Source organism: Pelagerythrobacter marinus, assembly GCF_009827515.1.
Lineage (GTDB): Bacteria > Pseudomonadota > Alphaproteobacteria > Sphingomonadales > Sphingomonadaceae > Pelagerythrobacter > Pelagerythrobacter marinus.
This window is the reverse complement of the sequence record NZ_WTYO01000004.1, coordinates 304282-317771: the sequence shown is the minus strand read 5'-3', so window position 1 is coordinate 317771 and position 13490 is coordinate 304282. Positions and strand designations below refer to the sequence as shown.

At 69.2% G+C, this 13490-nt stretch carries 9 protein-coding genes; 2 read left to right on the top strand and 7 right to left on the bottom strand.

Going from position 1 to position 13490, the window contains the following annotated elements; all coding sequences use genetic code 11:
• Positions 1-88 precede the first annotated feature (88 nt).
• Positions 89-2413, bottom strand: a complete 2325-nt coding sequence (gene bglX / locus GRI72_RS10945; protein WP_160733952.1) for a beta-glucosidase BglX — start codon at positions 2411-2413, stop codon at positions 89-91.
• Between the two features lie 211 nt (positions 2414-2624).
• On the opposite strand from bglX, the gene GRI72_RS10940 reads away from it, so the two are divergent.
• Complete coding sequence (locus tag GRI72_RS10940) at positions 2625-5690, top strand: TonB-dependent receptor (RefSeq protein WP_160733951.1); 3066 nt, start codon at positions 2625-2627, stop codon at positions 5688-5690.
• An 80-nt stretch (positions 5691-5770) separates the two neighbouring features.
• A complete protein-coding gene (locus tag GRI72_RS10935; RefSeq protein WP_160733950.1) occupies positions 5771-7264 on the top strand; it encodes a glucoamylase family protein in 1494 nt (497 codons plus the stop codon).
• A gap of 39 nt (positions 7265-7303) precedes the next feature.
• Here GRI72_RS10935 and GRI72_RS10930 read toward each other — a convergent pair whose 3' ends face one another.
• The 6 genes from GRI72_RS10930 to GRI72_RS10905 are packed head-to-tail and all read right to left on the bottom strand — an operon-like array spanning position 7304 to position 13469.
• Entirely contained in the window at positions 7304-8689 is a 1386-nt protein-coding gene (locus tag GRI72_RS10930; protein ID WP_160733949.1) for a GH1 family beta-glucosidase, read from the bottom strand.
• Positions 8686-9438, bottom strand: coding sequence for a carboxylesterase family protein (locus GRI72_RS10925; protein WP_202389060.1), 753 nt, complete (start codon positions 9436-9438; stop codon positions 8686-8688). Before GRI72_RS10925 ends, GRI72_RS10930 begins: the two co-directional genes overlap by 4 nt.
• Before the next feature lie 2 nt (positions 9439-9440).
• Positions 9441-10235 carry a carbohydrate ABC transporter permease gene (locus GRI72_RS10920; protein ID WP_237487074.1) on the bottom strand — a complete coding sequence of 265 codons (795 nt, stop codon included), beginning with the start codon at positions 10233-10235 and terminating at the stop codon, positions 9441-9443.
• 14 nt (positions 10236-10249) lie between these two features.
• Entirely contained in the window at positions 10250-11191 is a 942-nt protein-coding gene (locus tag GRI72_RS10915; protein WP_337191173.1) for a carbohydrate ABC transporter permease, read from the bottom strand.
• Entirely contained in the window at positions 11188-12438 is a 1251-nt protein-coding gene (locus GRI72_RS10910) for an extracellular solute-binding protein (RefSeq protein WP_160733948.1), read from the bottom strand. The genes GRI72_RS10915 and GRI72_RS10910 overlap by 4 nt, the downstream gene beginning before the upstream one ends.
• Positions 12438-13469, bottom strand: a complete 1032-nt coding sequence (locus GRI72_RS10905) for a LacI family DNA-binding transcriptional regulator (RefSeq protein ID WP_160733947.1) — start codon at positions 13467-13469, stop codon at positions 12438-12440. The genes GRI72_RS10910 and GRI72_RS10905 overlap by 1 nt, the downstream gene beginning before the upstream one ends.
• Between the last annotated feature and the right edge of the window lie 21 nt (positions 13470-13490).

The following is a 13490-nucleotide window of genomic DNA, read 5'->3' as shown; positions in this document are numbered from 1 at the left end:
ACCCCGCCGGGCGGCCGCAGCCGCCGGCAGGGCGCTCGCGGGCAGCGCGGCGAGGGCGGCGCAGGCGGCCGGCGGCCGGCCCGTCGCCTCACTCGGTCAGCGTGAAGGTGACCGGCGTGCTCGCCTTCGCGCCCGAGGACGGGGCGATCCACAGCTGGAATTCGCCCGGCTCCCACCCGTGCGACATGTCGGCGCGGGTGAACGCCAGGTCCCGCGGGGTCAGGGTGAAGCTGACCGTGCGCGATTCGCCGGGTTCGAGCATGATCTTCTCGAACCCCTTCAGTTCCTGCACCGGGCGGGTGACCGAGCCGACGAGGTCGCGGACGTAGAGCTGGACGACTTCCTCGCCCGCGCGGTCGCCGGTATTGGTGATCGTCGCGCTGGCGGTGATCGATCCGCCCGGCCCCATCGAAGCGGCCGAGAGCGTCGCCGGCGAATAGGCGAAAGTCGTGTAGCTGAGGCCGTAACCGAAGCGGTAGAGCGGGTCGTTCGGCGTGTTGAGATAGCGCGAGACGTACTTCGCGCCCGGCGCGCCCAGTTCGATCGGGCGCCCGGTGTTCTTCATGTCGTAATGGATCGGCACCTGGCCGACATTGCGCGGGAAGGTGACCGGCAGCTTGCCCGAGGGATTGTAGTCGCCGAACAGCACGTCGGCCACCGCGTGGCCGCCCTGCGTGCCCGGGTACCAGGCGTGGAGGATCGCCGGAACGTTCTCGTCCGCCCAGGCAATCGCGTTCGGCCGCCCGCTGAGCAGGACGAGGACGACCGGCTTGCCGGTCGCCACCAGCGCCTCGAGCAGGGCCTGCTGGTTTCCGGGCAGGTCGAGGGTGGTGCGGCTGGCGGCCTCGCCGGTCATGTCCCATTTCTCGCCCATCGCCGCGACGATGACGTCGGAGCGTTCGGCCAGGGCCAGCGCCTCGGCGAAGCCGTCGGTCTTGCCGGCGTCGGCGAACTCGTAGCTGGCGCCCTTCGCGTGTTCGACGCTGACCCCGTCGCCCGCGCGCGCCGCGATCCCTTCGAACACGGTGACCGGGCGCGTCTCGCGGTCGCCGCCGGCGGCCCAGCTGCCGATCATGTCGGCCTTGCTGTCGGCCAGCGGGCCGATCACGGCGATCCGCCCGGCGTCGGCGGCAAGCGGCAGGACATTGCCCTCGTTCTTGAGCAGGACCATCGACTTGCGCGCCACGTCGCGCGCGGCCTCGAGGAACTCGGGCTTGTAGAGCGTGGCCTTCTCGCGCGCCGCGTCGACGTAGCGATAGGGATCGTCGAACAGGCCGAGGCGGTATTTCATTTCCAGCACCCGGCGCACGGCCCGGTCGATCTTCGCGGTGTCCACCCGCCCTTCCTCGACCGAGCGCGCCAGGTTCTCCATGAAGACAGCGCCCTGCATGTCCATGTCCACGCCCGCGTTCAGCGCCTGCTCGCCCGCCTGCGCGAGGTCGCGGGAATAGCCGTGGGGCACCATCTCGTTGATCGACGTGTAATCGGTTACCACGAACCCGTCGAAGCCCCATTCGTGCCGCAGCACGTCGGTCAGCAGGAACTTGCTGCCGCTGGCGGGTACGCCGTCGTACTCGTTGAACGCGGTCATGAAGGTCGCCACGCCCTCGTCCACCGCGGCCTTGAACGGCGGCAGGTAGACGTCGCGCAGCGTGCGTTCGGAAATGTCCACCGTGTGATAGTCGCGCCCGGCCTGGGCCGCGCCATAGGCGGCGAAGTGCTTGGCGGTGGCGAGCATCGTGTCGACCGCCCCGAGGTCTTCGCCCTGGTAACCGCGCACCCGCGCGCGGGCGATCTCGCTGCCGAGAAACACGTCCTCGCCCGCGCCTTCGGACATGCGGCCCCAGCGGGCATCGCGCGAGACGTCGACCATCGGCGAGAAGGTCCAGTGAATCCCCTCGGCCGTCGCCTCCTGCGCGGAAACGCGGGCCGACGTCTCGATCGCGTCGAGATCCCAGCTCGCCGCTTCGCCGAGCGAGATCGGGAAGATCGTGCGATGGCCGTGGATCACGTCATAGCCGAAAAGGAGCGGGATCTTCAGCCGCGTCCCCTCGACCGCCATCTCCTGCAGCTCGCGCGTGTAGGCGGCGGTATAGGCGTTGAAGATCGCGCCGACGCGGCCCGCGGCGATATCCTGCTTGTAGCCTTCGCGCATCGTCGGGCCGGTCGATTCCCAGTCGCTGGTGAGCAGGGTGAGCTGGCCGATCTTCTCCTGCAGCGTCATGCGCGCCAACAGGTCGTCGATGAAGGCGTCCATCTGCGAGTCGGGGCGGGCCCAGTCGGGCTCGGCCGGGGCAACCGGGACCTGCGTCTGCGGGCTGGTCTGCGCGGCGGCGGCGGAAGCATGGGCGGTGCCGCTCGCGAAGGCGAGCGCGGCAGCGCCGGCGAGCAGGACTCTGGCGGATCTGGTCATGTTTCTCTCCCTGCGCCCGGCCGCGGTGCGGCGCGGGCAGTAAAACGGCTGTGCCGGATTCGGCAACGTGGTGCAGGCTATACAGGCCATATGAAACCGGTTACAAGACCCCAGATCGAGTTGATTCGGCGGTTCGGGCGACAAGGCCCGCCGTCACGCAGGTAGCTTTTCGGATCGACCCTCAAGGGGCGGCCGACGTGGGGAGGAAACCATGACCAAGTTCGAATCTCGCAATCCGTTCACCCAGACCCGCCTGGCCCGCAGGCTCGCCGCCGCGCTGGCGATCGGCGTTGCCGGCGGGGCCATGTCGGTCGCGCTCGTCGCGCCTGCACACGCGCAGGAATCGACCGCCTCGCTGCGCGGGCAGGTGACCGGCGCGCAGGGCATCAGCCAGGTGACCGCGGTGGAAGTGAACACCGGGGTGCGCCGCACCGTCGCCGCCGGGGCCGGGGGCAATTACAACTTCGCCTCGCTGCGCCCGGGCACCTATCGGCTGGAAGTGACCACGGCCGACGGCGTGCGCACGACCGATTCCTTCACCTTGCGCGTGGCGCAGAATGCCGTGCTCGATTTCGACCTCGGCCCGCAGCAGGCCGGCGCCGGGCAGCCGCCGGCCGGCGCGCCGGCCGGCGGAAACGAGATCGTCGTCGTCGCCGATCGCATCCGCACGATGGAAGGGGGCGAAGTCGGTGCCAATATCTCGCTGCGCCAGATCGAGACGCTGCCGCAGAACAACCGCAACTTCCTCGCCTTCGCCGATCTCGCGCCCGGCGTGCAGTTCGTCACCGGGGCGAACGGCCAGTCGCGCCTGCAGGGTGGCGCGCAGGACAGCCGCACGGTCAACATCTTCATCGATGGCGTCGGCCAGAAGGACTATGTCCTCAAGAACGGCGTGACCGGGCAGGATTCGACCCAGGGCAACCCGTTCCCGCAGATGGCGATCGGCGAATACCGGGTGATCTCGTCGAACTACAAGGCGGAGTTCGACCAGGTCAGCTCGGTCGCGATCACCGCGGTCACCCGTTCGGGGACCAACGAGTTCCACGGCCAGGGCTTCATCGACTATACCGACCAGAGCATGCGCGCGGCCACTCCGCTCGAGCTTTACGGCAGCAATCCGGGCAAGGTGGAAACGAAGGACTTCCAGTTCGGCGGCGCGCTGGGCGGGCCGATCATCAAGGACGTGATGCATTTCTTCGTCACGTACGAAGGGAAGCGCCAGGAACGCCCGGTCGAGATCACGCCCGGCCTGGCGCTGCCGGTCTCGTTCTTCCCGGCCGAGTACCAGGACGAGTTCGGGCCGACCAATTCGACTTTCAATGAAGACCTCTATTTCGGGAAGATCGATTTCGTCCCGAGCAACAGCGACCTGTTCGAGGTCTCGGCCAAGTACCGCGACGAAAGCGGCGAGTTCCTGGGCAGCGGGATCAACGCCCGCTCCACGATCAGCTCGCAGGATGTCGAGGAACTGCGCCTGACGGGCCGGTGGGAGCACACGACCGACAACTGGATCAACGATCTCAAGCTCACTTACGAAGACGTGAAGTGGGCGCCGACCCCGGTCGAGTTCTCCAACGCCTCGCTCTTCGCCTATGCCGGCCCCTCGCCGACCGATCCCCAGCCGGGCGAGGTCGTGCGCGACAACCTGCTGCGGATCGGCGGGGGCGGCAATTACCAGGACAAGGGCCAGAAGGGCTGGGCGATCCAGAACGATTTCACCTGGACCGGCTTCGAAGGCCACACGATCAAGCTGGGGGTGAAGAGCAAGTGGGTGGAGCTGAACACGCTCGAGCTCAACAACTTCAACCCGGTCTATACCTATAACGTCGCCTACAACCCGGGCGGCGGCACGTTCAACGACACGATCCCCTATCGCGTGCAGTTCGGCGCCCAGACCGGGACCGGCAGCCCGATCGTCAATTCGAAGAACTGGCAGTTCGGGATCTACGCCCAGGACGACTGGGAAGTGACCGACCGGCTGACGTTGAACATTGGCGTGCGCTGGGATTACGAGGAAACGCCGGCCTTCTTCGATTTCGTCCACCCGCAGGACGCGGTCGAGGCGGTTTCGCCCGAGAACTATCCCAACCTCGTCAACGCGAACTACGACATCAACGACTACATCTCGACCGGGACCGAGCGGAAGGCCTTCACCGGCGCGATCCAGCCGCGTCTCGGCTTCACCTACGAACTCGACGAGGACGGCCGTTTCGCCCTGTTCGGCGGCTATGGCCGGTCCTACGATCGCAACCAGTTCGATTTCCTCCAGCAGGAAATCAGCGTCGGGTCCTACACCACGCGCACGTTCAACTTCATCACCGGCGATCCGAACAACACCTGCGACCCGAGCCCGACCTGCGTGCCGTGGGACCCGGTCTACCTGACCGAGGAAGGGCGCCAGCAGCTCCTGGCCCAGGCCGGGACCGGCGGCGGGCGCGAGTTGCGCTTCATCGATAACGACCTGAAGATGCCCTATTCGGACCAGTTCAGCCTGGGCCTGCGCGGGCGGCTGACGTCGAACTTCGACGCCGAAGTCGGCTTCAGCCATATCGAGAGCAAGGACGGTTTCGCCTACCTGCTCGGCAACCGGCGCCCCGACGGTTCGTTCTTCGAGCCGGCACCGGCCGCGCCCAATTCGCCCTGGGGCTTTGCGCCGGCGGGCTATGGCTCGATCATCATCGGGACCAACGGGCTCGAGACGAGCGCCGATTCGGCCTACCTCAAGCTGAACAAGAACTACACGCCCGCCTCGCCCTGGAGCCTCTCGGCGACCTATACCTACACCGAGGCGGAGGAGAACCGGAACTTCGGCGAAGTCTTCGCGCTCGACTTCCCCTCGCTGGAGGATTACCCGGTCACCCGTTCGAGCGGGGTGCGCAAGCATCGCCTGGTGATGACCGGCTCGGTCGACCTGCCGATCGACATGGTCCTTTCGGGCAAGTTCCAGATCGCCTCGCCGCCCTATCTCAAGAGCTTCATTTCCACCGGCGGGCCGAACCCCTCGCGTGACGTGATTGCGAACGAGGCGAATGCGAACGGCGATCGCTGGGGCTTCCGCCAGATGGACCTGGCGGTGACCAAGTACCTCTCGCTGCCGTTCGTCACCGACGAAACGCGCATCTGGATCCGCGCGGACGTGATCAACCTGTTCAACGATCGCAACTACGTCGATTATAACGCCGATCCCGCTTCGCCCGATTACCTGACCATCTCGGGGCTGGGCGTGGGCGGGAATCCGCCGCGCACCATCAAGGTGTCGGCCGGTTTCGAATTCTGACCGGTCACGATCGGGCACCTGGCCACCCCATCTCCCCCCTCCCCCGGGGTGGCCAGGCGTCCTTTGCCCTGGGAGCTGAAATGTCCGTCCGCTTCGCCGCTTTCACCCTGCCGCTGCTCGCGCTGGCCGCCTGCACGGCCGGGTCGCCGCCGCCTGCGCCCGCCGGCCAGGCCGGCCATTCGCCCGCCGCGCAGGCCGCCTTCGCCGAAGACCTGTCGCAGCGCACCTTCCGCTATTTCTGGGAAACCACCGATACCCGGCGCTGCCTCGCGCCCGACCGGTGGCCCAGCAACCCGTTCTCCTCGATCGCGGCGACCGGCTTTGCGCTCACCGCCTACGGCATCGGGGCGGAGCGTGGCTACGTCTCGCGCGCCGAGGCTGCCGCGCGCACGCGCGACTGCCTGGACTTCTACTGGAACGCGCCGCAAGGGCCGGCGGTGTCGGGCACGGCCGGGCACAAGGGCTTCTTCTACCACTTCCTCAACAACGAGGACGGCACCCGCCGCGGCCGGACCGAGCTGTCGACGGTCGATACCGCGCTGCTGCTGGGCGGCGTGCTGTTCGCGCAAAGCTACTTCGATCGCGACGACGCGGTCGAGGCGGAAATCCGAGCGCTGGCGGAGAAGATCTACCGCCGCGTGGACTGGACTTTCGTCCAGCGCGAAAACAGCACGATCCCGTCGGCCAACGGCGGCAGCGGCAAGGCGATCGCGATGGGCTGGTATCCCGAGCGGGGCGAGGGGGGCGATTTCGGCACCCACGACTGGGTCGGCTACAACGAGGCGATGCTGGTCTACGTCCTCGCCGCCGGCTCGCCCACGCACCCGGTCGGCAAGGATGCCTGGGACACCGGCTGGGCCGCCCACCTCGAGGAGGACTGGGGCGACTACTACGGTTACGAGCACCTGCAGTTCGAGCCGCTCTTCGGCCACCAGTACAGCCATGTCTGGATCGATTTCCGCGGCATTCGCGACGATTTCATGCGCGCCAAGAGCATCGACTATTTCGAAAACAGCCGCCGCGCGACCTTGAGCCAGCGCGCCTATGGCGCGGACAATCCGAACGACTGGACCGGCTATTCCGCCGATATCTGGGGCTGGACCGCTTCCGACGGGCCGACCGGCGCGGCCAGCGGGCGCGAGGTGAACGGCCGCCCGCGCGAATTCATGGGCTATTCGGCGCGCGGCGTCAGCGCCGAACGGGTGGTGGACGACGGCACGATCGTGCCGACCGCGGCCGGCGGGTCGATTCCCTTCGCCCCCGAGGTAACGATCCCCGCGCTGATGAACATGCGCGCCGCCTACGGCGAAGCGCTCTATACCCGTTACGGGTTCAAGGACGCGTTCAACCCCAGCTACACCTTCACCGATGCCGGCAGCGATACCGGCACGGTCGATCCCGAACGCGGCTGGATCGCGGGCGACCACCTGGGCATCGACCAGGGCCCGATCCTCGCGATGCTGGAAAACCACCGCAGCGGCCTCGTCTGGCGCACGATGCGCAAGAACCCGCATGTCCGGCGCGGGCTGGAACGGCTCGGCTTCGCCGGGGGCTGGCTGGACGAGGGCGAGTAACGGCCTGCCGGCCCGGCGCCGGTGCGCGCCGGGCCGCCGTCAACCCGCCCCGGATATTTTCGACGCGCTGCTCGATACGTCGCCGATCGCCGCTCCGTTGCTCTCGACGATGCGGCGATAGAGATCGGCCGATTTCTTCGGCGTGCGTGCCAGCGTGTCGTAATCGACGTGAACGATCCCGAAGCGCTTGGCATAGCCGAGCGCCCATTCGAGGTTGTCGAACAGCGACCATACCATGTAGCCGCGCACGTCCACGCCGGCCGCGATCGCATCGTGGACGGCGCCGATGTGCGCGGCGAGATAGCGGCACCGGTCCTCGTCGGCGATCGGGCCGTCGGCGCTGCTCGCCGGGTCGGCGAAGGCCGCGCCGTTTTCCATGATGTAGAGCGGGATCTCGCCGTAGCGTTCGCGGAACCAGAGCAGGGTGCGCGTCATCGCCGGGGGGAAGACTTCCCAGCCGGTTTCGGTGTGCTGCGCCCCTTCCTGCACCACCGCCTCCGCCCGCAGCGGCCAGGCGCTCTCGCTGGCCCGCACGACCGAGCGGGTGTAGTAGTTGATGCCGACGAAATCGACCGGCTGGCACGCCAGGGCAAGGTCGTCGGCGGACCAGTCCTCCCACGCCTCGCCATAGACGTCGCGCAGTTCGGGCGGGCAAGCGCCCAGCAGGGCCGGGTCGGCATACTGGCGGTTCATGTAGGCATCGGCGCGCGCGGCGGCGGCGACGTCTTCCGGCCGGTCGCTGGCCGGGAACTTGGGCTCGATATTGAAGACCACGCCGACTTCGTGCCGCCCCGTTTCGCGATAGGCCTGCACCGCCCGGCCGTGGGCGCGCATCAGGTTGCGGCTGGCGATCGCGCATTCGAAGATGCTGCGATGGCCCGGCGCGAGCACGCCGTTGAGATAGCCGCCGTCGGCCACGACCCACGGTTCGTTCAGCGTCGCCCAGCGGCGGACCTCGCCGTCGAGCGCGCGGTACATGACGGCGGCATATTCGCCGAACCATTCGGCCACGTCGCGGTTGAGCCAGCCCCCGCGGTCGTCGAGCGCGGCGGGAAGATCCCAGTGGTAGAGCGTGGGCAGCGGCACGATCCCCGCATCGTTCAGCCGATCGACCAGGCGGCGATAGAAGTCGAGCCCGGCCTGGTTCACCCGCCCCGTGCCCTCGGGCAGAATCCGGCTCCACGAAATGCTGAAGCGATAGGCCTGCAGGCCCAGCTGCTTCATCAGTTCGACGTCGCCTTCCATCCGGTTGTAGTGGTCGCAGGCGACGTCCCCGGTGTCGCCGCTGGCGATCATCAGGCGCGGATCGTGGGTGAAGCGGTGCCAGATGCTGGCCCCGGCCCCGTCGGCCAGCGGCGAGCCCTCGACCTGGTAAGCGGCGGTTGCCGCGCCCCACAGGAACCGGTCGGGAAAGGTCCGGCTCATCGTGCGCCTCCCTCGATCCGATGGGACAGGAGCCAGAGATAGAGCGCCGGGTCGTCGTAGGCCGGGTCCCAGGCGTTGTGCCCCAGGTCGGGGTAGATCGTCAGGCGGCTGCTGCGCCCGCCGCAGGCGCGGATCGCACGGGCCATGGCGAAGCTGCCTTCGGGCGTGACGACATCGTCGCGGTCGCCGTGGAAGGCCCAGGTGGGGATATCCGTCAAGGCGCAGGCGCTGGCGGGATCGCCGCGCCCGGCAACCGGGGCAATCGCGGCGAAACGCCCCGGCTCCGCCGCGGCCCAACGCCACGTGGCATGGCCGCCGCGGCTGAGGCCGGTGAGGTAGATCCGCGCCGGATCGACCGGCAGCGTGGCCAGGGCATGATCCAGCAGCGCGTCGAGCCGGGCGAGGTCCCAGTCCTCCCCGGCCGGGAGCTGGGGGGACACCAGGATGAAGGGGAAGGCAGGGTCGCGCTCGGCGATCCTGGGCGGGCCATGGACCTTGACCCGGGCGATGTCGCTGCCCCGTTCGCCCGAGCCGTGGAGGAAGATCATCAGCGGCCAGCGCGGGCCCCCGTCCTCGTCCGCGCGCGCAGCGCCCGGCGGCAGGTGGAGCTGGTATTCGTAGCCGCCCGGCGCGACCGGGGGCCGGGGATGCTGCCCGGCCTGCAATGCCGGCGCGCGCGCATGAAGGGGGCCGGGCGCGGTGCAGGCCGCGGCGCAACAGGCAAGGGCGAAAGGGATCAGTCGTTTCATCGTCATCCTTTGACACTTCCGGCCAGGAGGCCGCCGACGAACTGGCGCTGAAGCGCCAGGAACAGGACGAGGACGGGGACGGTGGTGACCACCGATCCGGCCATCATCAGCTCGATATCCTGCGAACGTTCGCGCCCGAGCGCGGCGAGCGCGACCGGCAGGGTGTAGAGGTCGTGATCGGACAGGACGATCAGCGGCCAGAGAAAGTCGTTCCAGCTGCCGAGGAACACGAACAGCGCGAGCGTCGCGATCGCCGGGCGCATGACGGGCAGGGCGACGTGGCGGAAGATGCGCCACTCGCTCGCGCCGTCGATCCGCGCGGCCTCGACCAGGTCGAGCGGGATGGCGAGGGCATATTGCCGCACGAGGAATATGCCGACGATCCCCGCCAGCCAGGGCACCAGGACCCCGGCGTAGGAGTTGACCAGCCCCAGCGCCTTGAGTTCCAGGAACAGCGGCAGCATCCCGATCTGCCCGGGAACCAGCAGCAGCGCGAGAAGCACCCGCACCGTCGTGTCGCGACCCGGGTAGCGCAGGCGGGCGAAGGCATAGCCGGCCGGCAGCGTGAAGATCAGCGCGAGGACGGTGGCGAGGGTAGAGATCGCGAGGCTGTTGAGCAGGAACAGGCCCATGCCCTGGTTCGCGAACAGCGCGCGGTAATGGGCGAGAGTCGGATCGGCGGGCACCAGCGGCGGCGGGAACCGGCCCGCCTCGCCTGGCTGCATCAGGCTGACCGCCACCATCCACAGCAGCGGCGCGAGGGTGATCGCGGCGAACAGCGCAGCGAGCGCGGTCATGGCAAGGCGCGCCTTCATCCGCCGCGCCCGCGAAAGAGCCGCAGCGCGGCCGCCGGGGCGAGCGCGGCGACGAGGATGCAGCCGAACAGGACCACGGCCACTGCCGCCCCCAGGCCCAGGTTCCACCACTGGAACCCCTGGTCGAACATCAGGTAGAGCACGGTGATCGTCGATTGCGCCGGCCCGCCTTCGGTCATCACGTATGGCTCTGCGAAAAGCTGGAACATCGACACCACGGCGAGCACGGCGACGAGGCCCGCCGCCGGGGCGATCGCGGGCAGGGTGACGTGGCGCAGGCGCGACCACCAGCCGGCGCCGTCGATCCGGGCGGCTTCCTCCAGCTCGCGCGGGACGGTCTGCAGCGCGGCGAGGAAGATCAGCATCGAGTAGCCGAAGCTCTTCCACACGACGAACAGGGTGATCGCGGGAATCGCCCAGCGCGGGTCGCCCAGCCAGTCCACCGGCGGCAGGCCGATGGCCGCCAGCGCGTGGTTGAGCAGGCCGTAGCGCGCGTGGAGCAGGTATTTCCACACGACCGCCGCGGCGACCAGGGTGGCGACATAGGGGGCGAAGAAGACCGCGCGCCAGAGCGGCCGCCAGGCGACGAGCCGCTCGTTCACCAGCACCGCGGCGGCGAAGGCGACGAGCATGATCGCCGGGACGCCGAGGGCGACGAACCACAGCGTGTTGCGCAGCGCGGTCCAGAACAGCGGATCGCCCAGGAGGGCGGAATAGTTGGCCAGCCCGACGAAACGCAGGTTGCCGATGTCGGCCAGGGCATAGATGTCGAAATCGGTCAGGCTGAGCGCGAGCGAGGCGATCGTCGGCAGGACGAAGAACAGCGCGATCGCGAGCAGCGCGGGCGCGCTGAACAGCCAGCCGGCGCGCCGCTCCGCCCGCGTCGCCGCGGCGACGGTCGTGGCAGCGGCAGTGCCTGGCCCCGCGCCTGCGCTCACGCCTTGCCCCTCTCGGCCATCCAGCGGCGCTTGGCCAGGATGCGATCGACCCGCCGGTCCATCTCGCGCGCCGCGCCGCGAACGGTGAACTCTCCGCGCACCATGCGCTCTGCGACGACCTGCATCTCGGTGACGATCCGTTCCCACTCCGGCACCTTGGGCAGGGGCCGCGCGTGGTCGATCTGGCGGGCGAAGGGGGCGACAACCGGGTCCGCCGCGAGCGCGCCGCCGGTCCAGGCCGAACGCATTGCCGGCAGGTCGCCGGTCGCGCGGTGCAGGGCGAGCTGGGCATCGGGGCGCAGCAGGCGGCGCACGACGTCCCATGCCTCGCGCTGGCGCGCGCCGCCGGCGAAGACGACCAGGCTCGATCCGCCCGGGGCCGAGGCGCCGATCCCATCGGGGCCGGGATGGGGGGCGGTCGCCCACTTGCCCTGGATGGCCGGCGGCAGCCGTTCGCGCATCTCGCCGATCATCCACGGGCCGGAGGGATAGACCGCGAACCAGCCGCGGGCGAACTCGGCCCAGCGGTTGGCGATCTGCGCGCCGGTGACGACGGGGGCGAGACCATCGTCGAACAGCGACTTGTAGAAACCCAGCGCCTCGACGAACTCGGGCGCGCCGAAGGCCCCGCGCGTGCCCCCCTCGCGCAGGAAGCCGGCACCGGCGGAGAGCGCGAAAGTCTGCAGGTGCTCGAACTCGTCGAGCGGGAGGAGGACGCCGAACGCCTCGCCCCCGGCCAGCGCGCGGACCCGGGCGAGCGCGCGCTTCCAGGCCGCCCATTCCAGCGGCGGGGCCGCGTAGCCGGCGCGCGCGAACAGGTCGCTGCGATAGAACTGCACGCGGGTATCGACATACCACGGCACTGCGATCAGCCGCCCGGCAATGCGATTGCTGCCGATCACAGCGGGGAAGGGGTCGCTGCCGCCGGTGACATCGCCGGGGGCAGGGGCGAGCGCGCCGATCGCGTCGAGTTCGCCCAGCCAGCTGTTTCCCACCTGGGCCAGGTCGGGCAGGGATTTGCCCACGAAGCCGGTCAACAGCTTCTGGTGCGCGCCCGACCAGGGAAGGGGTTGCACCCGGACGGTGCCGAGGCCGTGGCGATCGAGCAGCGCGGGCAGCGCGGCGGCCTCGTTGCCGATGGCCCAGAAGGTCAGCGCATCGGACCGTCCGCAGCCGCCCAGCGCGAGCGCGGCCGACCCGGCGGCGGCCGAGACGAGCAGGCGGCGGCGCGAAAGCCCGGGGCCCATTACCCGCGTCCGGCGGGCGATCTGGCGGTGCCCGTTTCGGGGCCGAGGGTCGATTCGCGGCCGGCGAGGCTGGGCGACAGGACGACCCCGTGCGCCATGCCCAGCTGTTCGCCGCGCAACATGCGCAGGAGCAGCATGGCCGCGGTGGAGCCGAGCTGCGCCATGTTCGATTGCATCGTGGTCAGCCGCGGCGTGATATGGCGGGCGAGCGGGATGTCGTCGAAACCGGCGACGAGCATGTCGCGCCCGATCGCCACGCCCGCTTCGTCGAGCACGGAGATCAGGCCCACCGCCATGACGTCGTTCGACGCGAAGACCGCGTCGGCCGGCACCTGCCCCGCCAGCAGCAGGCGCGCCGCCTCGCGCCCCGCGCCCTCGGTGAAATCGCCGGGCAGGACGACCGGCTGCGTTTCACCCGCCTTTTCGCGCATGGCATCGGTGAAGCCGCGCAGCCGCTCGCGCGCGTCGCGGTTGTGCTTGGGCCCGGCGATGTGGACGATCCGCCTGCGCCCGCAATCGATCAGGTGTTCGGTGATCGTGCGCGCGCCGTGATAGTTGTCGACCGCGACGAAGGGCACGTCGCTGCCGCCCGCCTGGGCGTTGAGGAGCACGGTCGGCATCCCCGGGTCGAGGTGATCGGTCAGCAGCTCGGCCGTCGAATCGGGCGGCATCAGCAGCAGCCCGTCGACCCGCCCGCGCATGGCCCGGATCGCGCTGGTCGTTTCGTGCGAGCTGCCGTGCATGTTGCCCAGCAGCAGGTGCTTGCCCGCGCCGTGGGCGATCATGTCGATCCCCCGGATGATCTCGGAGAAGAATTCCCCGAACAGGTCGGGCAGGATCACGCCGATCGTGTCGGTCTGGCGGATCGTCAGGCTGCGCGCGCCCGAATGGGGCACGAAGTTGAGCGCCTTGGCCGCGGCCTCGATCGCCTCGCGCGTTTCCTTGGTAACGTTGGTATGGCCGTTGAGCGCGCGGGAAACGGTGGCAACCGAAACGCCCGCTTCTTTCGCAACATCCCGAATCGTGACCATGCCACCCCTCTCCGGCACCAA

Excerpts from the sequence above, each read along its gene's own strand:
- bglX (WP_160733952.1), bottom strand. The coding sequence starts at position 2,413 with ATGACCAGATCCGCCAGAGTCCTGCTCGCCGGCGCTGCCGCGCTCGCC.
- GRI72_RS10940 (WP_160733951.1), top strand. The coding sequence starts at position 2,625 with ATGACCAAGTTCGAATCTCGCAATCCGTTCACCCAGACCCGCCTGGCC.
- GRI72_RS10935 (WP_160733950.1), top strand. The coding sequence starts at position 5,771 with ATGTCCGTCCGCTTCGCCGCTTTCACCCTGCCGCTGCTCGCGCTGGCC.
- GRI72_RS10930 (WP_160733949.1), bottom strand. The coding sequence starts at position 8,689 with ATGAGCCGGACCTTTCCCGACCGGTTCCTGTGGGGCGCGGCAACCGCC.
- GRI72_RS10925 (WP_202389060.1), bottom strand. The coding sequence starts at position 9,438 with ATGAAACGACTGATCCCTTTCGCCCTTGCCTGTTGCGCCGCGGCCTGC.
- GRI72_RS10920 (WP_237487074.1), bottom strand. The coding sequence starts at position 10,235 with ATGACCGCGCTCGCTGCGCTGTTCGCCGCGATCACCCTCGCGCCGCTG.
- GRI72_RS10910 (WP_160733948.1), bottom strand. The coding sequence starts at position 12,438 with ATGGGCCCCGGGCTTTCGCGCCGCCGCCTGCTCGTCTCGGCCGCCGCC.
- GRI72_RS10905 (WP_160733947.1), bottom strand. The coding sequence starts at position 13,469 with ATGGTCACGATTCGGGATGTTGCGAAAGAAGCGGGCGTTTCGGTTGCC.